General features: G+C 62.3%; 20 protein-coding genes, 1 tRNA gene and 1 pseudogene. 12 read left to right on the plus strand and 10 right to left on the minus strand.

Annotation, left to right across the window (positions count from 1 at the left end; genetic code table 11):
• Positions 1-22: 22 nt before the first annotated feature.
• From QTL96_RS15825 to QTL96_RS15840, 4 genes are read right to left on the minus strand one after another with little or no spacing between them, the layout of a single operon-like run.
• On the minus strand, positions 23-1,096 hold the full coding sequence (locus tag QTL96_RS15825; protein WP_289728360.1) for a Gfo/Idh/MocA family oxidoreductase: 1,074 nt from the start codon (positions 1,094-1,096) through the stop codon (positions 23-25).
• Between the two features lie 37 nt (positions 1,097-1,133).
• The gene (locus tag QTL96_RS15830; RefSeq protein WP_289728361.1) at positions 1,134-2,018 is read right to left on the minus strand and encodes a carbohydrate ABC transporter permease; all 885 of its coding nucleotides are present in this window, start codon (positions 2,016-2,018) and stop codon (positions 1,134-1,136) included.
• Complete coding sequence (locus QTL96_RS15835) at positions 2,011-2,973, minus strand: sugar ABC transporter permease (RefSeq protein ID WP_026283119.1); 963 nt, start codon at positions 2,971-2,973, stop codon at positions 2,011-2,013. Before QTL96_RS15835 ends, QTL96_RS15830 begins: the two co-directional genes overlap by 8 nt.
• A 5-nt stretch (positions 2,974-2,978) precedes the next feature.
• Complete coding sequence (locus tag QTL96_RS15840; RefSeq protein ID WP_289728362.1) at positions 2,979-4,265, minus strand: ABC transporter substrate-binding protein; 1,287 nt, start codon at positions 4,263-4,265, stop codon at positions 2,979-2,981.
• Positions 4,266-4,466: 201 nt separating this feature from the next.
• Between QTL96_RS15840 and QTL96_RS15845 the strand changes: the two genes are divergently transcribed.
• From QTL96_RS15845 to QTL96_RS15860, 4 genes and pseudogenes are all read left to right on the plus strand, one after another.
• Entirely contained in the window at positions 4,467-5,135 is a 669-nt protein-coding gene (locus QTL96_RS15845) for a TetR/AcrR family transcriptional regulator (RefSeq protein ID WP_112982924.1), read from the plus strand.
• A gap of 135 nt (positions 5,136-5,270) precedes the next feature.
• Positions 5,271-6,418, plus strand: a pseudogene (locus QTL96_RS15850) (Gfo/Idh/MocA family oxidoreductase).
• 77 nt (positions 6,419-6,495) lie between these two features.
• On the plus strand, positions 6,496-7,323 hold the full coding sequence (locus QTL96_RS15855; RefSeq protein ID WP_289728363.1) for a sugar phosphate isomerase/epimerase family protein: 828 nt from the start codon (positions 6,496-6,498) through the stop codon (positions 7,321-7,323).
• A gap of 50 nt (positions 7,324-7,373) precedes the next feature.
• On the plus strand, positions 7,374-8,648 hold the full coding sequence (locus tag QTL96_RS15860; RefSeq protein ID WP_289728364.1) for a Gfo/Idh/MocA family oxidoreductase: 1,275 nt from the start codon (positions 7,374-7,376) through the stop codon (positions 8,646-8,648).
• Positions 8,649-8,710: 62 nt separating this feature from the next.
• Here QTL96_RS15860 and QTL96_RS15865 read toward each other — a convergent pair whose 3' ends face one another.
• The gene (locus tag QTL96_RS15865) at positions 8,711-9,448 is read right to left on the minus strand and encodes a type 1 glutamine amidotransferase (RefSeq protein ID WP_289729130.1); all 738 of its coding nucleotides are present in this window, start codon (positions 9,446-9,448) and stop codon (positions 8,711-8,713) included.
• 138 nt (positions 9,449-9,586) lie between these two features.
• Between QTL96_RS15865 and QTL96_RS15870 the strand changes: the two genes are divergently transcribed.
• Positions 9,587-9,883, plus strand: coding sequence for a SelT/SelW/SelH family protein (locus QTL96_RS15870; protein ID WP_113197242.1), 297 nt, complete (start codon positions 9,587-9,589; stop codon positions 9,881-9,883).
• Between the two features lie 27 nt (positions 9,884-9,910).
• Here QTL96_RS15870 and QTL96_RS15875 read toward each other — a convergent pair whose 3' ends face one another.
• Entirely contained in the window at positions 9,911-10,369 is a 459-nt protein-coding gene (locus QTL96_RS15875) for a BA14K family protein (protein ID WP_289728365.1), read from the minus strand.
• A 184-nt stretch (positions 10,370-10,553) separates the two neighbouring features.
• Between QTL96_RS15875 and QTL96_RS15880 the strand changes: the two genes are divergently transcribed.
• From QTL96_RS15880 to QTL96_RS15895, 4 genes are all read left to right on the plus strand, one after another.
• Positions 10,554-10,640, plus strand: a tRNA-Leu gene (locus tag QTL96_RS15880).
• A 259-nt stretch (positions 10,641-10,899) separates the two neighbouring features.
• Entirely contained in the window at positions 10,900-11,238 is a 339-nt protein-coding gene (locus QTL96_RS15885; RefSeq protein ID WP_289728366.1) for a type II toxin-antitoxin system RelE/ParE family toxin, read from the plus strand.
• Positions 11,239-11,249: 11 nt separating this feature from the next.
• Entirely contained in the window at positions 11,250-11,537 is a 288-nt protein-coding gene (locus QTL96_RS15890; protein WP_289728367.1) for a helix-turn-helix domain-containing protein, read from the plus strand.
• Between the two features lie 239 nt (positions 11,538-11,776).
• Positions 11,777-11,992, plus strand: coding sequence for a hypothetical protein (locus QTL96_RS15895; protein ID WP_289728368.1), 216 nt, complete (start codon positions 11,777-11,779; stop codon positions 11,990-11,992).
• A 43-nt stretch (positions 11,993-12,035) separates the two neighbouring features.
• Here QTL96_RS15895 and QTL96_RS15900 read toward each other — a convergent pair whose 3' ends face one another.
• From QTL96_RS15900 to QTL96_RS15915, 4 genes are all read right to left on the minus strand, one after another.
• Positions 12,036-12,671, minus strand: a complete 636-nt coding sequence (locus QTL96_RS15900; RefSeq protein ID WP_289729131.1) for a DUF1109 domain-containing protein — start codon at positions 12,669-12,671, stop codon at positions 12,036-12,038.
• A complete protein-coding gene (locus QTL96_RS15905; RefSeq protein ID WP_289728369.1) occupies positions 12,658-13,245 on the minus strand; it encodes a sigma-70 family RNA polymerase sigma factor in 588 nt (195 codons plus the stop codon). The genes QTL96_RS15900 and QTL96_RS15905 overlap by 14 nt, the downstream gene beginning before the upstream one ends.
• Positions 13,246-13,383: 138 nt before the next feature.
• Complete coding sequence (locus tag QTL96_RS15910; RefSeq protein WP_018899157.1) at positions 13,384-13,725, minus strand: hypothetical protein; 342 nt, start codon at positions 13,723-13,725, stop codon at positions 13,384-13,386.
• Between the two features lie 115 nt (positions 13,726-13,840).
• On the minus strand, positions 13,841-15,571 hold the full coding sequence (locus tag QTL96_RS15915) for a GNVR domain-containing protein (protein WP_289728370.1): 1,731 nt from the start codon (positions 15,569-15,571) through the stop codon (positions 13,841-13,843).
• A 133-nt stretch (positions 15,572-15,704) separates the two neighbouring features.
• On the opposite strand from QTL96_RS15915, the gene QTL96_RS15920 reads away from it, so the two are divergent.
• The 3 genes from QTL96_RS15920 (at position 15,705) to purU (ending at position 19,084) form a co-directional block, all read left to right on the plus strand.
• Complete coding sequence (locus QTL96_RS15920) at positions 15,705-16,766, plus strand: glycoside hydrolase family 5 protein (RefSeq protein ID WP_289728371.1); 1,062 nt, start codon at positions 15,705-15,707, stop codon at positions 16,764-16,766.
• Positions 16,767-16,770: 4 nt separating this feature from the next.
• Positions 16,771-18,039 (plus strand): hypothetical protein, encoded by a 1,269-nt coding sequence (locus QTL96_RS15925; protein WP_289728372.1) that lies wholly within the window; start codon positions 16,771-16,773, stop codon positions 18,037-18,039.
• A 160-nt stretch (positions 18,040-18,199) separates the two neighbouring features.
• Positions 18,200-19,084, plus strand: a complete 885-nt coding sequence (purU, locus tag QTL96_RS15930; RefSeq protein ID WP_113197233.1) for a formyltetrahydrofolate deformylase — start codon at positions 18,200-18,202, stop codon at positions 19,082-19,084.
• Positions 19,085-19,154 lie beyond the last annotated feature (70 nt).

Below are 19,154 nucleotides of genomic sequence, written 5' to 3' on the forward strand. Positions count from 1 at the left end.
CCAGGGTTTCCTTGTCTGTCCGTTACCGGGTTCTTGCGCGCCAGTCGGCGTATTTCGGGCTGTCGGGTCCGACGGGCAGGGCGATGTCCTGGCCGCTGTCCGACGATTGATAGATGGCGGTCACGAGCTCCAGCGCCCGCCGCGCATCCTCAGTGCTGACCGGCAGCGGGCCGTTGCCTTCGAGGTGGGCGTGGAAATGCGCCATCTGCGTGGTGAAGCGCGGCGCTACCGGCTGCCAGTCGCCGATCACGGTGTCGATCCGGCGCTGCACCTCGTCATTGGCGGCAAGGATCGTCCATGGGTCCTTGCCGGGCGAATAGGCCTCGTGGTTGCTCTCGAAGGTGACGTTCTCGAAATGCAGCCTGAGCCGGCTGATTTCCCGCTGCGAGCCGAGCGTGCAGGACAGCGAGACGAAGGCGCCGTTTTCCATTTGCAGGCTCGCCGAGGCGCAATCCTCGACCTCGATGTCGTTGACGCGGGTCGCGACGCGGCCGAAAACGCGTGTCGCCGGCCCCATCAGGTGCAGCAGCATGTCGTGCAGGTGCAGCGCATGCGTCACCAGCACGCCGCCGAGCTCGGTTGCCCACTTGCCGCGCCAGGGAACGGCGTAATAGGCAGGCGTGCGCAGCCAGAAGGTTTCGACCGAGCCCATATAGGGTTTGCCCGCGATCCCCGCCTCGATGATCCGCTTCGCCTTTTCCACGCCGTCGCCGTAGCGATACTGGAAGATCGGCATCAACACGCCCTTGGCGGTCTTTTCGACGCGCATGATCTCGTCGACGCCGGACAGCGATCCGGTGAGCGGCTTCTCGCATATCACATGCTTGCCCGCCTGAAGGGCTGCCACCACCTGCTCGAGATGGATGCCGGGCGGCGTGCAGATGTCGACGATGTCGATGCTCTCGTCGGCGAGAACCTCGGCGAAGGACGTGGTGCGTCCGGCGATCCCGAACTCGTCGGCCACCTCGGCAAGCCTGGCTTCGTTGAGGTCGCAGAGAAGGGCTACCTCGAGCTTGTCGGGATGCGGCAGGTAACCCTCGACGATATGCGAGCGGCCGATGCCGCAGCCGATGATCGCAACTCTCTTTATGCTCATGGGGTAGGTCTCTTTGGCATGTTCATCGCGGCCGGTCTCAACGCTTCATGCCCGTCGTGGCGATGCCGTCGATCAACAGCCGCTGGAAGAACAGGAAGAAGAAGAACACCGGAACCAGCGTCAGCGTCGACATGGCGAACAGCCCGCCCCAGTCCGATGTACTGCTCGAATCGACGAAGGTGCGCAGGCCGAGCTGGATCGTGTAGGTGTCCATGTCGTTGAGGTAGATCAGCGGCCCGAAGAAATCGTCCCAGGTCCAGATGAAGGAGAAGATCGCCGCCGTCGCCAGCACCGGCAGCGAGAGCGGCAGCATGATCTTCCAGTAGATCCGCCAGGCGCTGCAGCCATCCATCATCGCCGCCTCATCGAGCTCGCGCGGGATGCCGCGGAAGAACTGCACCATCAGGAAGATGAAGAAGGCATCGCTGGCGAGAAACTTCGGCACGACGAGCGGCAGGATGGTGTTCACCCAGCCGAGGTTGAGAAACAGCACATATTGTGGGATCAGCGTCACGTGATAGGGAATCATCAGCGTGCCGAGCATGATCGCGAACCAGAAGTTCCGCCCCGCAAAGCGCAGCCGCGCGAAGGCATAGGCGGCAAGCGAACAGGCAACCACGTTGCCGGTCACGGTCAGCAGCGAAATCACCAGTGAGTTCCAGAAGAAGCGCCCGAAGGTGATGTCGAGCCCGCTCCAGCCGCGCACATAGGATGTGAAATCGATCGATGACGGGATAAGCGAGGTCGACGAGAAGATCTCGTTTTCCGGCCGCACCGAGGCCGAAACCATCCACAAGAGCGGATAGAGCATCAGCAGCGAGGCCATGATCAGCAGCGCGTGAACGACGATCGAGGCCGGCAGGCTGCGCTTGGTGATGTCGGATGGCGGCGCGGCGACCGCGGATGTGATCCCGTTAGTCATCGTAATGCACCCAGTAGCGTGAGGACAGGAACGAGAAGGCGGTGAACACGGCGATGATCAGCACCAGGATCCACGCAAGAGCGGAAGCATAGCCCATGCGGAAGTTCCCGAACGCCTCCTGATAGAGATAGAGCGTGTAGAACAGCGTCGAATTGATCGGCCCGCCCGACCCGCCGGAGATGATGAAGGCAGGCGTGAACGCCTTGAAGGCGTCGATCGTCTGCACCACGGCGTTGAAGAAGATGACGGGCGTCAGAAGCGGCAGGGTGATCTTGTAGAACTGCCGGAACTTCGAGGCCCCGTCCAGGCTCGCCGCCTCGTACATGTCGGTCGGGATCTGTCTCAGCCCGGCGAGGAAGATGATCATCGGCGAGCCGAACTGCCAGACGCTGAGCGCCACAAGCGTATAGATCGAGTAGCTCGGATGCGAGATCCAGCTCGGTCCCTGGATGCCGATATGCGACAGCGCCGCGTTGACCAGGCCGTCACCGGCAAAGAGCTGCCGCCACAAGACGGCGATCGCCACGCTGCCGCCAAGCAGCGATGGCAGATAGAAGACGGCGCGGTAGAACGTCAGCCCCCGCACGCCCTTGTTGAGCGCCATCGCCACCAGAAGCGCGAAGATCAGCTTGAACGGCACCGACAGCACGACATAGGTCAGCGTCACCTTCATCGCTGCCGCGAACTTCGGGTCTGCGGTGGTGATGCGCACATAGTTCGCCGCCCCCACCCATTCGGGCGAGCGGATCATGTCGAAATCCGTGAACGACAGGTAGAGCGACACCAGCGCCGGCCCGAGCGTCAGCCCCAGGAAGCCGAGCAGCCATGGAAGAAGAAAGAGATATCCAGGTCCGTTGGCGGCAAGGAGGCGTCGCCAACGGCTGTCGGCGACCACTCCCTGATACTGCTCCGCCGTCGCGGCCCGGTCAGCCGTCGCGCGCATCGCATTGCTCATGTCGGTCAACCCCGCGCGAGAAGGCGCGTGATCTCGTCGACAAGCTGTTTGCCGGCATCGGCTGGCGTGACCTGACCGAAGGCGACCTGCTCGGCAAGCTGGCGCAGAACGGTCTGGCCTTCGCCGGCGCCTGAAGGCGGCGGCGGCGGCAGCGGCCCGGCGAGATCGCCGAGATTGGCCACATAGTTCAGCGGGATCTTGCCGACATCGTCGAGCATGCCGGCCACGACATCGCGCATCGCCTTGGATTCCGGGATGCCGCGCTCGACATCGAGCACCTTGGCGGCTTCTGGATCCTTGACGAAGAAGTTGACGTAGTCGACGGCCTGTTCGAGCGCCTTGGACTGCGCCGAGACCGAGAAGAACATCGACGGCTTGCGGTAGTGGCCGCCCTTCGAGTCCGCCTTGATCAGCGGGTAGTTGTTGAGCGTCAGCTTGTCCTTGACCACGGCCTGGAAGCCGACGAACTGGTTGCTGTGCGCATAGTCGATCGCGGCCTTGCCGAGCGTCAGCGGCGCGGTATCGATCGTGTCCTTGTAGAGCGCCTGCACATCGGGCGGCACGCAGGCTTGCGCCTCGCGGAACTTGGCCCACATGTCGAACCATTCGGATGCGTCGTCGGCGCCGAAGGCGATCTTCGAGTCCGCCGTGTAGAGCGCCTTGCCGCGCTGGCGCACGTAGTTTTCGAAGAGCGGCTCCGCGCCGCTGCCGTCGGCAAAACCGAAGAAGCCCTTGCGCTTGCCGGCCTTGGTGATCTCGGCGCCCATCTTGCCGAGCTCTTCCCAGGTTGTCTTGTTGGTGGGCATCTCGACGCCGGCTTCCTGCAGCGCCACCGTGTTGACGACGGTTGCCGCCGAGTTTGCGCCGAGGCTGACGCCATAGAGATGGCCGTCGACCTTGCCGCCCTCGATCTGCGCCGGATCGAAATCGTCGAGATTGAGCTTCGACGGCATGTAGGATTCAAGCGGGGCGAGCGCGCCGCGCCGCGCGTATTCGACGATATAGCGGTAATCCATCTGGATCACGTCGGGCGCGTTGCGGCCGGCGACCTGGGTCGCCAGTCGCGGCCAGTAATCGCTCCATCCCAGGAACTCGCCGGTTATCGACGTGCCTGAATTCTTGGCCTTGTAGAGATCCGAAACCTTGTTGGTGCGGTCGGCGCGCGGTTGCGAACCCCACCACAAGAGCCGCAGCCGGGCGTCGGCGGCAAAAGCCCCTGGCGCCAGTGCGGACAGCGAAAGAAGCGTGGCCCCTCCCGCAACGAAATTGCGTCTGCTCACACGAAACGTCATCTGTTTTTCCTCCTCCCTTGGGGAGCGCCTCCACACGCTCCCGGCTGGTTTCTCTTGCAACAAATAACTATTTGGTTACAAGCTATGAAGAAGCACCGGGACTGTCAAGCGACATGTGGCGGCGGGATCGTCAGGCTTGGTTTTTTACAATCTGTTCATAAACAACTATGAGCGCGAGGTTTAAAGGAAAGGGTATTAGGGATGGATGGCAGCGGAGAGAAGAAACCGGCCAAGCGGCGTTCACAAGAGCGCGTTTTGCAGCGCGATCCCGAGCGAACGCGCGCCGCCATTCTCGAAGCCGCGACCCGGGAATTCGCCGAAAACGGCATGGGTGGCGCCCGTGTCGATGCCATCGCCGAGCGTGCCGGCACCAACAAGCGCATGCTCTATCACTACTTCGGCGACAAGGAGCAGCTCTATCTGCATGTGCTCGAGGAAGCCTATGTCGGCATCCGCACCGCCGAGCGCGAGCTGCATATCGGCGACCGTAGCCCGGAGGAGGGGATCGCGGAGCTTGCGCTCTTCACCTGGCGCTATTTCCTGAGACATCCCGAATTCCTGAGTCTGCTTGGCACAGAAAACCTGCACCGCGCCCGCTGGCTGCGCCAGTCGGTGCGGCTGAAGGAGCTGCATTCGCACCTGATCGTCGAGCTGACCGAGGTGCTCGATCGCGGCAAGAAGACGGGCGTCTTCATCGATGCCGCCGATCCGCTGAACGTCTATCTGACCATCGCCTCGCTCGGCTATTTCTACATTTCCAACCAGTACACGCTCTCGACCATCTTCGGCCGCGACCTTGCGGAGAAGGGCAATCTCGACGCCTGGGAACGCCACATCGTCCACGTCACGCTCGCCTCGATCAAAGCCTGATCGCTGAAATTTAGCCCCGGCTATTGACAGCGCCGCTTCTCCTCTGCCATCAAGTAACTGTTTGGTTACTGGCCGGGAGGAGCCGCGCGGCATCGCGCGTCCGGCATTGCAACACGGTTTTGCAGGGAGGCAGACATGGCACGTCTAGGAATAATTCTGCACGGCGTAACGGGCCGCATGGGCTACAATCAGCACCTCGTCCGCTCGATATTGGCGATCCGCGATCAGGGCGGCCTGACGCTGAAATCAGGCGAGAAGCTCGAGATCGACCCCATCATCGTCGGCCGCAACGCCGCCAAGATGGAGGAACTGGCGAAGCGCCACGGCATCAAGCGCTGGTCGACCGACCTCGACGCGGCGCTCAAGAATCCCGACGACCAGATATTCTTCGATGCCGGCACCACGCTGATGCGCGCCGAGCTTTTGTCGCGGGCGCTCGACGCCGGCAAGCATGTCTATTGCGAAAAGCCGATCTCGGATGATCTCGAAGTCGCGATCGCGCTCGCCCGCAAGGCGCGCGGCTCGGGCCTCAAGCACGGCGTCGTGCAGGACAAGCTCTTTCTGCCCGGCCTGCGCAAGCTGGCGCTGCTGCGCGACAGCGGCTTCTTTGGCAAGATCCTCTCTGTGCGCGGCGAGTTCGGCTACTGGGTCTTCGAGGGCGATTGGGGCGTGCCGGCGCAGCGCCCGTCCTGGAACTACCGCAAGGCCGATGGCGGCGGCATCATTCTCGACATGCTCTGCCACTGGCGCTACGTGCTCGACAATCTCTTCGGCGAGGTCAAATCGGTCTCCTGCCTCGGCGCCACCCATATCGGCACCCGCGTCGACGAACAGGGCAAACCCTATCATTGCGACACCGATGACGCCGCCTATGCCACTTTCGAGCTCGAAGGCGGGGCGATCGCCCACATCAATTCGTCCTGGGCGGTGCGCGTGCGCCGCGACGATCTCGTCACCTTCCAGGTCGACGGCACCCACGGTTCGGCCGTCGCCGGGCTGACGAAATGCTGGACCAGCACCGCGTCAACACGCCCAAGCCCGTCTGGAATCCCGACCAGCCGCAGACCATCGATTTCTACAAAACCTGGGACGAGGTGCCGGACACGCAGGCCTTCGACAATGGCTTCAAGGTGCAGTGGGAGATGTTCCTGCGCCATGTCGCCGAGGACGCGCCCTGGCCCTATGGTCTGGAAGCAGGCGCCAAGGGCGTACAGCTCGCCGAACTCGGGCTGAAATCCTGGGCTGAGCGCCGCTGGCTCGATGTGCCCGCGCTGGAGTTCTGAGCCATGCCTGATATAGTGCGCTATGTACTCATGGTGATCGCGCCTGTTGCCCCGCATGAAAGCGGGGCCTGGCAAACATGGTAGACGATCTCTCCATCAACCTCGCGACCATTCGCGAGCAATGTGGCTTCGCCGAAGCGGTCGATCTCTGCCTGAAACACGGCATCACCTCGATCGCCCCCTGGCGCGATCAGGTCGCCAAGGTGGGGCTCGACGAGGCGGTGCGCATCGTCCGCCAAAACGGCATCAAGCTCACCGGTCTCTGCCGCGGCGGCTTTTTCCCCGCCGCCAACGAGGCGGACCGCCAATCGGCGATCGACGACAACAAGCGCGCCGTCGATGAGGCGGCCGCTCTGGGCGCCGATTGCCTCGTGCTTGTCGTCGGCGGGCTCGCCGGCGGCTCGAAGAACATCGATGAAGCGCGCAGCATGGTGGCGGACGGCATCGCCGCCACACTGCCGCATGCCCGCGCGAGCGGCGTGCCGCTGGCGATCGAGCCTCTGCATCCCATGTATGCCGCCGACCGCTCCTGCGTGAACACGCTCGGCCAGGCGCTCGACATGTGCGAGACGCTGGGCGAGGGGGTGGGCGTTGCGATCGACGTCTACCATGTCTGGTGGGACCCCGATCTGGCGCGCCAGATCGCCCGCGCGGGTCAACTGAAGCGCATTCTCGCGCATCACATCTGCGATTGGCTGGTGCCGACGCGGGACATGCTGACCGACCGTGGCATGATGGGCGATGGCGTCATCGACCTGAAGGGCATAAGACGGATGGTGGAGGGCGCAGGTTTTCATGGCGCGCAGGAGGTCGAGATATTCTCGGCGGAGAACTGGTGGAAACGCCCGGCCGACGAGGTGATCCGCACCTGCGTCGAGCGTTTTCACGACTGCTGCCGGATCTGATTTGGCAGAACAACATTTTCGTTTCCGCACGCATGAAGGAGGATCATTCGATGGAGAAACGCCGCTTCGCACTGATAGGCACCGGAAATCGCGGAACGACCATGTGGGGCAAGGAATTGCTGGCCGGCTGGCGCGAGCATGTGGATCTGGTGGCGATCGTCGACACCAATTCGCTGCGCGCCGAACGCGCCCGTACCATGATCGGCAGCAACGCCCCGATCTACGAGAACATCGACGCCATGCTCGCGGAGCAGCAGGTCGACATGGTCATCGTCTGCACGCCCGATTATACCCATGACGACATCGTCGTGCGGGCGCTCGAAGCCGGCATCGACGTCATCACCGAAAAGCCGATGACCACAGCCGTCGACAAGATCCGCCGCATCCTCGATGCCGAAAAGCGCAGCGGCAAGCGCGTCGACGTCTCCTTCAACTACCGCTACGCGCCGACGGCCGCCAAGATCAAGGAGCTGCTCTCCTCGGGCGAGATCGGCCGCGTCACCTCCGTCGATTTTCACTGGTACCTCGACACCAAGCACGGCGCCGATTACTTCCGCCGCTGGCACGCCTATACGGAAAATTCCGGCAGCCTCTTCGTCCACAAGGCCACCCATCACTTCGATCTCCTGAACTGGTATCTCGACAGCGACCCTGAGGCTGTCACCTCCTTCGCCGACCTGCAGAATTATGGCCGCAAGGGCCCATTCCGCGGCCCGCGCTGCAAGCTCTGTCCGCACACCGAGGAGTGCGATTACTACCTTGATCTCGAGGCCGATCCCTTCCTCGATGCGCTCTATGAAGACCCCTCCGAAATCGACGGCTATTTCCGCGATGGCTGCGTCTATCGCGAGGATATCGATATTCCCGACACCATGGTCGTCAGCCTGCGCTACCGCAACAACGTCCACGTCTCCTATTCGTTGAACACCTTCCAGCCGATCGAAGGCCACCACATCGCCTTCAACGGCACCGAGGGGCGGATCGAGCTGCGCCAGTTTGAAAAGCAGCCTTGGGAAACGCCGGATGAGGACACGATCCTTTTGATCCGCAATTTTCCGAAGGGCAGGGAGCCGGTCGAGCGCATCGTCGTGCCGCATTTCTCTGGCGGCCACTATGGCGGGGACGACCGCATGCGCAACATGATCTTCAAGCCCGGCATGGAAGACCGCCTCGGCCAGCGCGCCGGCACCCGCGCCGGCGCCATGTCGGTGCTGACAGGGATCGCGGCGCTGTCGAGTGCGCGCAGCGGCAAGGTCGTGAAGATCGCCGATCTGATGCCGGAGCTTACGGGCGGCGATGCGAGCCCGGGCTTGAAGGCGGGTTGAGGCAAGCCGGCCGACGAAGGCGGGTTGATGCAAGCCAATGGCTGCCGCCATCGGCCCTATCCTCAGGCGTTGGCGGCGAGCGGTTCCTTCGCCGTCGCGACCTCGATCATCGCAACCCAGTTGCGCGCGATCTGAAGGCCGCTGGCGTCAGCCGCTGCACCGTCCACCGGGGCGAGATCGGGATGGCGCTTCAGCCAGCCGGGCTCCATCCGCTCGATCGTTGCCTCGAAGCCCGTCTTCCACCCCTCGACCACCGCGCGGCTGGCCTCGAAATGAAACTGCGTCCCATAAGTCGCGCGGCCAAGCCGGAAGGCCTGGTTGCGCACGAGTGGGCTGGTCGCCAGCAGGCAGGCGCCCTCAGGCAACGTAAACGTATCGCTGTGCCATTCGAAGGTGGTGAAATCGGCATCGAGGCCCGAAAGCAGCGGATCGGCCTTTCCCTCTTCCGTCATCTCGACGGGTTTCCAGCCGAATTCCAGCTGCCGTCCAAGATGGTTTTCCGCGCCATAGGCGCGCGCCAGGATCTGCGATCCCAGGCAGATGCCCATCACCGCCTTGCCCGCCTCGCAAAAGCGCTGCATCAGCCGCGCCAACGCCGGCAGATAGGGATAGTTCGCGTCGTCGAGCGCATCCTGCTCACCGCCCAGCACGACAAGTGCGTCATGCTCGAAGATGCTCTGCGGCAGCCGGCCGTTAAGATAGGGCTGGTAGATGTCGAGCTCGGCATTGGCCTCGGCCAGCGCGATGCCGAGCGAACCCAGCGACGTGTTCTTCATATTTTCGACCACGGCAACCCGCATCGGCATCTCCTGTCTTCCTTTGAGCGACAGGAAGAACACCAAGCCATCGTGCATTGCAATATCCGTTGCGCGCCACCCGGCCACTTCGTAAGCTCGGCGCAACTGGAACGACATGCCCGAAGCCCGACGGAAAGCGCCATGACCGAGAAAAAAGCCCGCGTCACCATTCTCTATTGCACCCAGTGCAACTGGCTGCTGCGCGCCGGCTGGATGGCGCAGGAACTGCTGCAGACCTTCACCGACAGCCTCGGCGAAGTGGCGCTCATCCCCGGCACCGGCGGCAATTTCGAGATCCGCGTCGATGATGAGCTTATCTGGGAGCGCAAGCGCGACGGCGGCTTTCCCGGCCCCAAGGAGCTGAAGCAGCGCATCCGCGATATCATCGACCCCGATCGCGACCTCGGCCACACCGACCGGGCGTCGAAGGAAAGCTAAGCCACACCCGGTAGGCTCAACTCGCTCCTAGTCGTAAGGCGAGTTGCACGTCTTGTAGATCCCCTCATAGGTGACGAAGCGATCCGTCCTGGGATTGTAGCTGCGATATTGGTTGCGGCACCAATCGACATGGAAGTTGCGATCGGGCGTGTTCGGCCGCGCGGTCCGCGTCTGTGGCTGCGACGGCTTATAGCGCGTCGGCGGCTGCGGGTTGTAGTATTGCGGCGCCGGGCCCATTTCGCGCGGGCGATAATAGGTCGGTCCGGTCGCGGTCGGCGGCCGGTAGTTCGGCTGTATGTAGGATGGCGTGAACGATTGCGTCTTGCCGAAGGTGAAGCAGCCGCGAAAATCGCACATGGTCTGCACGCGGACGATATCTCGATTGCCGATATTTTCAGGAGCAGGCGCCATCGGCATGGCCGAAACCTGGCTGAACGGCATGACGGATAGAATCACAACAACCGGCAATTTCTGAAAAACGCGCATCGCACCATCCTTTTCCTTGAATGACATATAGTGCGCCCAAGCTTTCTTGGCATCGCCCGAAATCCCCGACCGCCCAAAAACCCACCTTTCCCGGCCTTGGCCTTAGACTTTTTTGCGTGGTGTCAGAAAAACTTCAAAAACCCTGTTGACACCAACGGGCCACCCCCGTACATGGCTCTCCGTCGCCCAGATGGCGGAATTGGTAGACGCGCCAGCTTCAGGTGCTGGTACCCGAAAGGGTGTGGAGGTTCGAGTCCTCTTCTGGGCACCATTCCATTTTTGAGAAACATAGATTTCTCAACTATTTCAAGACTTAGCAGATATCTTCGATACGCTTTCCGGTTCACCGGAAGCCCTCACGGGCTTGTCTTTTTTGCGTCAGACTTATTGAAACCGGGCTTTCTCACTGTCGCTGCCGATACAAACAGCAATCCGCAGCATTCTGGATTAAAGCGAATTTGACCGGGCTCTTCGCATGCCTGACGAATAGTCGATTATCTTGAAAATGATAACCCAATGGGGTACATTTCATGCTGACTGTTGCAGAGACTCCGACCTTCACCCGACAAGCCGAAAAACTGTTCAGCGAGGAAGAGAAGCGGGAGCTGATAGACTTTCTCGCGGAAAATCCTCTTGCCGGGGATGAAATTCCGGGCACCGGCGGCGTTCGCAAGGTGCGCTTTGCGGCGTCTGGGCGAGGAAAGCGAGGCGGCGCTCGGATCATCTACTACTATCTCGATGAAACGATGCCGCTTTATGCTCTGCTTGCCTATGCGAAGAACGCCAAGACGGACATGACGCCGGACGAGAAACGGATTGTTTCGGCCTTGGCCTCGGCTCTCAAGGCCGCCGCGCGGCAAACGAAATGACGGAGACGAAAATGACAAGCTTCGCAGACGATCTTATTCAGTCTCTTGGAGAGGCTCTCGCCCATGCAAAGGGTGACGGTCTAGCTGTCGTTCATGCTCCTCTCGATCCCCGCGAGGTGCGTGAAAGGGTGAACCTCACCCAGGCTCAGATGGCGCCGCTGATGGGCATGAGCCTTTCCGGCTACCGCAAGTGGGAGCAAGGTCAGCGACGCATCAGTGGTCCAGCTGCGGCGTTGTTAAAGGTAATTGAAAAGGAGCCGGATGCCGTGCGCAGGGCTCTGGTGGACGGTACGCGCTGAACGCAGGCATGTCATGCTGCGCCAACGCGCGTGCGTTACTGCCTCATCGCAAGTGCCGACGCGACTATTTCTACCTCTGCCCGCGTAGCCATGTTTTCATGCAACTCTGCCAAGTATTATCGCGCGATCGATCCCTTAGATAAGCCCCAATCTCTTTCCATCCTCTTCGAATGATGCTTAGGTCACTCCGCTGGGAGGCGACGATATTCATCGATAGTATTCGAGGGACCGGGTGCCGCATGACCAACGTGACGTCTTCTTCCGATAATGGCGGCGGTTCCACGCTGAGGGTCGATCTGACGGGCGTGCTTGCCTGTCTGCTGATGGCCGTCATCGTCGCCTGCGCCATCATAGGCTACGGCACCAGACACCGGATCGACGACGTTGTGCAGCCGGTCGGGCCAAAGGCGACGCAGCAGCAGGCGGTCGATGGCGACGTCGCCAATGGCGGCTAGCAGTCCCGCATGCAGGGTGGCCGTTCGGGTCGCAGTTTGATCATCACCATCTGAGGTAACGGCGCCCGAGTGCCGCGCCTATGGCGGTCACGAGTGCGATCGCGATCGTGTACCAGGTGGCGACGAAGAGCGGGCTGTCGTCGACGCAATGCCAGGCGTAGAGCGCTGACGCGATGGCGCTGGCGGCAAGCCCGGCCGCGGCACCCGCAAGCGCCGGCCGGCGCGGCGCACCGGCGCGGAGCGCCAGGATGAAGCCCAAAAGCGGCGCGATCGACAGAAGCGGGATCAGCGCCAGGCAATAGGCCGCGTTGTGCCCCATCATCTGCGGTTCCCAAAGCTCTCGAGGCAACACCTGGAGCTCTATGAGGACGGCCGCCGCAAGCACGCCTGTCGGCGCCAGAAGCGCCCATGACGCGGCGCTGACGGGGGCGTCAGGGCGGCCGATGCGAAACACGATCGTCGATGCGAGAATGGCGAGCACCAGCATCAGGCTCACCTTGAAGAGCACGCGGGTGGTACCCATCATGCCTGCAATGTCGTGGCGGATGCCGATCGCGAATACCAGGATAAGCGCCGAAGCGACGACGCCCGAGACGAGCGCGGTCTTCAGCGCGCGCCCCAGCCGCATCCGCACGGGCGCATCCTCGGTCAACAGGCTGATCAGCTCATTCGTCTTCAACACGTCCACTCCGATCGTCCGTCTCGCCGCGATAAAAGGCGGCAAGTTTCTTCAGCGCCCGATGCAGCGAAACGCGCACCGCCCCCTCGCTCATCTTCAGCCGCTCCGCCGTTTCCCGTATCCCCGCGCCACCGATCGAGATCGAGCGAACGATGTCGCGCTGCGGATCCTTCAGCCGCTCCAGGAGGTGGATGGCGTCGAGCCGGTCCATCGCATCGGCTGCCTCGTCGTCGCTGGCAACCGTTTCCATCACATCCTCGATCGGCACGCTCACATGCCGTCCGCGCCGGCGCAGGCTGTCGATCAGCTTGTTGCGCACGATGGCCGAAAGCCACGGACCGATCGGCCGCGCCGGGTCCCAGGTGCCGCGCTTCAGGTGCACGGCGAGCAGCACTTCCTGCACCACGTCTTCCGCCTCGCTTGCCGGCGCGCAGAACTGTTCGCAACGCCGCCTCGCCATGGCGCGCAGATGCGGCGTCACCGCCAGAAGAAAACGCTGATAGGCCTGCGCGTCGCCATCAAGCGCCCGCCGCATCCAGTCTGCCCATTCCTCTTCACGCGCCGAATAATTCACCCGACATCATCCTCTACGAACGGGCACATGCAGTTGTTACCGGACCTTGGAAATATTTCGCAGACCTCGCAAGGCCGCATCGCCTAAAAAGCGTCGCGGGCGCGAGCCGAAACCCGATGAGGAGGGGAAAAGGCCCGCTTAGCGGACGGGCTGGTAATGACCGCGCAGCGGCACCTGGCTGCCGGTGGAAATCACACCGTCGCGGTCGCACACATAGACGGTCATCGGCATGCCGCCGGAGCGGAAGATCTCGTCGTAGCGCCGGCGCACGAATTGCGTCTCGGTGCGGCAGGTCAGCTTCGGCTCCAGCGAAGGGTCGGTCGGCGCCTTGACGCCCGGCAGGTTGGGATAGGGATAGGCCGACTGCACCCGGCCCTGGCCGGCGCGGCCCCAGTCGGTCGAAAACGCCGGCGCGGGGAGAACGCCGCTCGAAAGCGTCAGCGCCACGAGAACGATTTTTTCGAAATTACCAAGCCGCATCAATTCCCTCCGGCCGTTTGCCGGTCTCTCTATCAATGCTCTCGATGTAAGCATGCCACTCTAACGCATCAAGCGGAAGCACGCGCCGCTCCCGCAAACGTGACCTCATGCGAGCCTAGGCCGGCTTGCGGAAATAACCGCGAAACGTCGGGTGGGCGAAGAGGCTGGCGAGGATGGCAAAGCCCGCGCCGAGGAGGAAGCCGGCGAAGAACCCACCAATGACGCCGGCAATCAGCAGCGCCGTCTTGCCCGGCCCGTTGGCCTTCAGCGGCGGCTCGGCCTCGGAGATCACCCGCACATTGCTGCGCGACAGGCTTTGCTCCTCGCTGGTCTGGCCGGAACGCTTCAGCACGGTCTCGTAGATGTCGCGCGCGGCGGTCGCCTTGCGCTGCAATTCGTTGAGCTCGACCTGCTTGTCGGAGGTGTTCACCTGCAGGGCCTTTTGAACCGACAGCTCCTTGGAGACAGCGTCCTCGGCCTTCTTCGCCTGCTGGTATTCGCCCTGCGCCGTGCTCGCCAGCCGCTGCAGCTCGCCGCGGATCTGGTCGGATATGCTGTTCAGCGACGAGCGCGCGGCCTGCAGGCGCGGATGGCGCGTGCCCATCTGGCTCTCGAGGCTGCTCACCATGGCGGCCTGCGTCGAATATTGCTGGCGAAGCGTTGCAAGCGCGGTTGAAACGCCGCCGCCCTGCGAGGTGCCGCCGACCACGTCCTCGAAGCGCAGGTTGGCCGCCGCATCGGCGCGTGCCTTGGCCTGGATCGTCTTGTCTTGCGCGGTCACCAGCAGGGTGTTCAGCGAGGCCAGGCGCTGGTCGGAGATCAGTCCGTTCTGCGTCGAGGCCATGTCGTTGTCGGCGCGGTAGGTCTCCACAGCCTGTTCGGCCTCCTGCACCTTCTGGCGAAGATCGGTCAGGCGGTTGTCGAGCGTTTTCGAGGTATCCTGGTAGAGGCCTGAGCTGGCGCCGTCTTCTTCCTGCAGGAAGGAGGCCACGACCTGGTTTGCCAGCCTCGCGGATTTCTCGGCGTTCTTCGTGGTGACGTCCATGGAGACCACATAGGTGGAACTCTGGCGGGTGATGACGAGCGCTTTCTGCAGCGCGCTGACGACCGCAGCACTGTCTGCCCGGCCGGCGTTGAATTCCGGATCCTGGTCGAGCTTCATCGCATCGGCCACGCGGCGCATCACGTTGCCGGAACTCAGGATCTGCACCTGGCTGTCGATCATCGCCGAGATCATCTCGGGCGAGGGGCCGGAGGCCTGCGTGCTGGGATCGTTGAGGCCGATCTGGCGCGGGTCGAAGTAGAGCGTCGTGTTGGCTGTGAATTTCTGCGTCGACATCGGCAGCACGACGGCGCCGGCAACCGCGCCAAGCACGGAGAGACCAAGAATGAGGAGCCGCTTGTTCCAGATCGCCTGGATCGCCGAGCGGGTGTCGAGCAGCGGGCCGCCCGGCGCTGGTGCCTGGACGACAACGGGCGTGATCACGGGTGCAGCGACGGTCTCCGTCACCGGCGTCGCAAGGGGCGCTGGTGCCGCCTCGCGCGCGACGGTGCTGGCGGATGGAGGTGAAGCGTCGGCGCTCGGCTGGATCGGGGCGTCGCGCTCAGTCGTCCGCGTGGGCTCGGCGGCGGCCGGCGGTGGTACCGGTCTCGATCGGCTTGCCGATACTGGCTCTTGCGGGGCGGCGTCGGTGATCAGGGAGGCGGGCGCAGGCTTGGCGGGCACGAAGTCGGACGGGCGCAGCACCGGTCCGGGTGCGCCGGTCCGGTTGGGCTCGGTATTCGGCGGCTCATAGCTGCGCCATTGTGGCAGCCGGCCAACCTTGTTCCTGTCAAACTGGTTCATGCGCGCGCTCGTTGCTCGCCTCTAAAATACTGGCGACGTGGGCTCGACTTTAGAAATCCTTAGCTAACGGACCGTTAAGATGCCGGGACAAGCAATGACACCAACGACCAGCCGAACCCGGAAGCGGTATCAAATGAGCGACAAATCCTCCCTCCGGCGGCGCCTCGCGGCGGCCGTCCTGGCAACGATCTTGCTCCAGGCCGGTGGCGCCAGCGCGCAGGGCACATGCCTGCAGGGCATCAACCTCTCGGGCGCCGAATTCGGCGAGCGCGGCGGCGAGGTTTTCAAGGCCTATGCCTATCCATCCGAGGACACCATCGCCTATTTCGCCAAGAAGGGCTTCAACACCGTGCGTCTTCCCTTCCTCTGGGAGCGCCTGCAGCCCGAACTCGGCAAGCCGCTCGACGAGGCCGAGCTGCAGCGGCTGAAGGACGCGGTTGAGCTTTTGCGCAAGCAGCACCTGACCATCATTCTCGATCCGCACAACTACGCCCATTACGACAAGGTGATGATCGGTACGCCGCCGGTCACCGATACCGCCTTCGCGGAATTCTGGGCGCGGCTGGCGATAGAATTCTCCAATCAGGAAGATGTGATCTTCGGCCTGATGAACGAGCCCTACGACATCGGCGCCGATGCCTGGCTGAAGGCGGCCAATGCCGCGATCCGCACGATCCGCGCGACGGGGGCGAACAACCTGATTCTCGTTCCCGGCACCCGCTTCACCGGCGCCCATTCCTGGCAGGCGGATGCGCCGGGTGGCGCCAACGGCACGGTCATGCTTGGCGTTCGCGACCCTCGCAAGAATTACGCTTACGAGGTGCATCAGTATTTCGACCAGGATTCATCGGGCATGCACGCCGAATGCAGCGGTAACGACAGCGCGCTCAATGCGGTGACTGCAATGACCGACTGGGCGAAGAAGAACAACACGCGCGTTTTCCTCGGCGAGTTCGGCGTGTCGCAGGACAAGTCCTGCGTGGCGGGTCTCGGCCGCGTGCTAAACCACATGCAGGCAAACCCCGATGTCTGGCTCGGCTGGACCTATTGGGTGGCGGGCGATTGGTGGCCGGAGACCGAGACGCTGAACGTCCAGCCGCGCAACGGCAAGGATCGCCAGCAGATGACGGCGCTGGAAAACGCCATTAAAGCCCCGCCCGCCGACAAGGCCAAGTGCAAGACGCTGGTGGATTGAGGACATGACAGGCAAGGGCACAACCGTTAAGGAGCCGATCGATTACAGCATCCTGGCTGTCAGCGTGCTCGGCGTGACCTATAACGCCATCCTTGCCTTCATCAATCACAACATCATGCCGCTGACACCAACCGCCGTGGTGTTGAGCGAAATCCTGATCCTCGCCTACAGCTTCGGCTATATCCTGAAGAAGGGGATTTTCGAGGAGGATATCATTCCTCTCGGCTATCTCCTCGCGACGATCGTGCTGACTGTCTACGTGATGGTCATCAACAAGGCCGGCTATATCGATCATCTGCGCAACGTCCTGATCATCTTCGCCTTCACCGTGCTCGGCCGCTGGAGCAACGAGCGAACGCTGCGGCTCGCTTTCAAGATCTGCTGCGTTACGGTTCTGGCCGTGCTGGTTTGCGAGATTGTCTCGACGCCGGCCTATGTGGCGTTGGTCCATCCGGCCGAGTATTTCCAGAACACCCGCGGCGTGCCTCCCGCCACCTATAGTGATGCCGGCCTGTTTCGCGGCGCGCTCGGCTTCGAAGGGAGGTTTTCGTTCGGCCTGATCGATCACCGCTCCTCCTCGATCTTCCTCGAACAGGTGTCGCTCGCCAATTTCTGCGGCGTCATGGTCATTTATCTCGTGAGCTTCGCCAATCGCATCACGCTGTTCGATCGCCTGATCTTCGTCACCACGATCGTGCTCATCCTGGTGACGAACGATACCCGCACCATGCTGATCTTTGCCATCGTCAGCGCTGCCGGCTATGTCATCTATCCCTTCATCCCGAAGATCTTCAATTTCCTGATGATGCCTGGCATCGTCATGGTCGGCTTCATCATCCATGCCTTCAAGCCGAACGCCCATGACGACGACTTCGTCGGCCGCATCAGCGGCACGATCAGAAACATCATCGCCATGGATTTGCCGGCGACGATGGGGCTTGAGCTCGACAAGGCGACGACCTTCGTCGACAGCGGCTACGTCTACATCACCTACGGTGCCACCGTCTTCGGTCTGATCCTCTTCTGGCTCTTCGTCTCCTTCTACCCGGCCGGCCAGACGCCGAACCAGAAGCGGCTTTGCCATTCCCTCTCGCTCTTCATGTTCCTGAACCTGATGATCGGCTCGACCGCGATCTTTTCCATGAAGACCGCCGGCCTCGGCTGGCTTCTCGTCGGCTTTCTCAAATTCAACGAGGGCACCAAGGCCACGGCGGGGATGCGCGGTTCCACGACGCAAAGTGAACGGACTCCGATAGGAAACGCCGTAAGCTGACGGTCGATGGGATGTTCCGGCCATTGAGGCCGCTCTTCTCGATAAACTTGGTGCAGCGGCGTGAGCGTCGTGCTTGATCGGCCATGTCGCTTTGATCTAAGCAGGCTCGACGGTCGATGCCGCCTAAACAAGGCCGACGCTTAAACAAGGAATATGACGCATGACGCAATATGTATTGACGGTAGCCTGCAAATCGACACGCGGCATCGTGGCGGCGATTTCGACCTATCTGGCCGACAAGGGTTGCAACATCATCGATAGCTCGCAGTTCGATGACCTGTCGACAGGCATGTTCTTCACCCGCGTCAGCTTCATCTCCGAAGAGGGTGCGACGCTGGCGGCTATTCGCGAAGGCTTCCAGCCGATCGCCGAGAAATTCGAGATGACCGCGGAAATCCACGACGGCGACCAGCGCATGAAGGTGCTGCTGATGGTCTCGCGCTTCGGTCACTGCCTGAACGACCTGCTCTACCGCTGGAAGATCGGTGCGCTGCCGATCGATATCGTCGGCGTAGTGTCCAACCACTTTGACTATCAGAAGGTGGTGGTCAATCACGATATCCCTTTTCACCACATCAAGGTGACGAAGGAAAACAAGCCCGAGGCCGAAGCGCAGATCATGCAGATCGTCGAATCGACTGGCACCGAACTCGTCGTGCTCGCCCGCTACATGCAGGTGCTCTCGGATGCGATGTGCAAGAAGATGTCCGGCCGCATCATCAACATTCACCACTCCTTCCTGCCGTCGTTCAAGGGCGCAAACCCCTACAAGCAGGCCTATGAGCGTGGCGTAAAGCTGATCGGCGCCACCGCGCACTACGTCACCGCCGACCTCGACGAAGGCCCGATCATCGAGCAGGACACGGCGCGCATCACCCATGCGCAGTCGGCTGACGATTACGTCTCGATCGGTCGCGATGTCGAGAGCCAGGTTCTCGCCCGCGCCATCCACGCCCACATCCACCACCGCGTGTTCCTGAACGGCAACCGCACCGTGGTCTTCCCGGCAAGCCCGGGCAGCTATGCCTCCGAGCGCATGGGCTGACACAGCTATCGGGCGTCCGCTAATTCCTTGGCCAGTAATTCCTAGGCCGGTAATTCCTAGTGATGACGCC

The sequence above is a fragment of the Rhizobium sp. S163 genome (genome assembly GCF_030380805.1).
In the GTDB taxonomy this organism is placed as follows: Bacteria; Pseudomonadota; Alphaproteobacteria; order Rhizobiales; family Rhizobiaceae; genus Rhizobium.

Excerpts from the sequence above, each read along its gene's own strand:
- QTL96_RS15920 (WP_289728371.1), top strand. The coding sequence starts at position 15,705 with ATGAGCGACAAATCCTCCCTCCGGCGGCGCCTCGCGGCGGCCGTCCTG.
- QTL96_RS15860 (WP_289728364.1), top strand. The coding sequence starts at position 7,374 with ATGGAGAAACGCCGCTTCGCACTGATAGGCACCGGAAATCGCGGAACG.
- QTL96_RS15830 (WP_289728361.1), bottom strand. The coding sequence starts at position 2,018 with ATGACTAACGGGATCACATCCGCGGTCGCCGCGCCGCCATCCGACATC.
- QTL96_RS15855 (WP_289728363.1), top strand. The coding sequence starts at position 6,496 with ATGGTAGACGATCTCTCCATCAACCTCGCGACCATTCGCGAGCAATGT.
- QTL96_RS15910 (WP_018899157.1), bottom strand. The coding sequence starts at position 13,725 with ATGCGGCTTGGTAATTTCGAAAAAATCGTTCTCGTGGCGCTGACGCTT.
- QTL96_RS15915 (WP_289728370.1), bottom strand. The coding sequence starts at position 15,571 with ATGAACCAGTTTGACAGGAACAAGGTTGGCCGGCTGCCACAATGGCGC.
- QTL96_RS15825 (WP_289728360.1), bottom strand. The coding sequence starts at position 1,096 with ATGAGCATAAAGAGAGTTGCGATCATCGGCTGCGGCATCGGCCGCTCG.
- QTL96_RS15870 (WP_113197242.1), top strand. The coding sequence starts at position 9,587 with ATGACCGAGAAAAAAGCCCGCGTCACCATTCTCTATTGCACCCAGTGC.
- QTL96_RS15890 (WP_289728367.1), top strand. The coding sequence starts at position 11,250 with ATGACAAGCTTCGCAGACGATCTTATTCAGTCTCTTGGAGAGGCTCTC.
- QTL96_RS15835 (WP_026283119.1), bottom strand. The coding sequence starts at position 2,973 with ATGAGCAATGCGATGCGCGCGACGGCTGACCGGGCCGCGACGGCGGAG.
- QTL96_RS15845 (WP_112982924.1), top strand. The coding sequence starts at position 4,467 with ATGGATGGCAGCGGAGAGAAGAAACCGGCCAAGCGGCGTTCACAAGAG.
- QTL96_RS15865 (WP_289729130.1), bottom strand. The coding sequence starts at position 9,448 with ATGCGGGTTGCCGTGGTCGAAAATATGAAGAACACGTCGCTGGGTTCG.
- QTL96_RS15840 (WP_289728362.1), bottom strand. The coding sequence starts at position 4,265 with ATGACGTTTCGTGTGAGCAGACGCAATTTCGTTGCGGGAGGGGCCACG.
- QTL96_RS15875 (WP_289728365.1), bottom strand. The coding sequence starts at position 10,369 with ATGCGCGTTTTTCAGAAATTGCCGGTTGTTGTGATTCTATCCGTCATG.
- QTL96_RS15895 (WP_289728368.1), top strand. The coding sequence starts at position 11,777 with ATGACCAACGTGACGTCTTCTTCCGATAATGGCGGCGGTTCCACGCTG.
- purU (WP_113197233.1), top strand. The coding sequence starts at position 18,200 with ATGACGCAATATGTATTGACGGTAGCCTGCAAATCGACACGCGGCATC.
- QTL96_RS15925 (WP_289728372.1), top strand. The coding sequence starts at position 16,771 with ATGACAGGCAAGGGCACAACCGTTAAGGAGCCGATCGATTACAGCATC.
- QTL96_RS15885 (WP_289728366.1), top strand. The coding sequence starts at position 10,900 with ATGCTGACTGTTGCAGAGACTCCGACCTTCACCCGACAAGCCGAAAAA.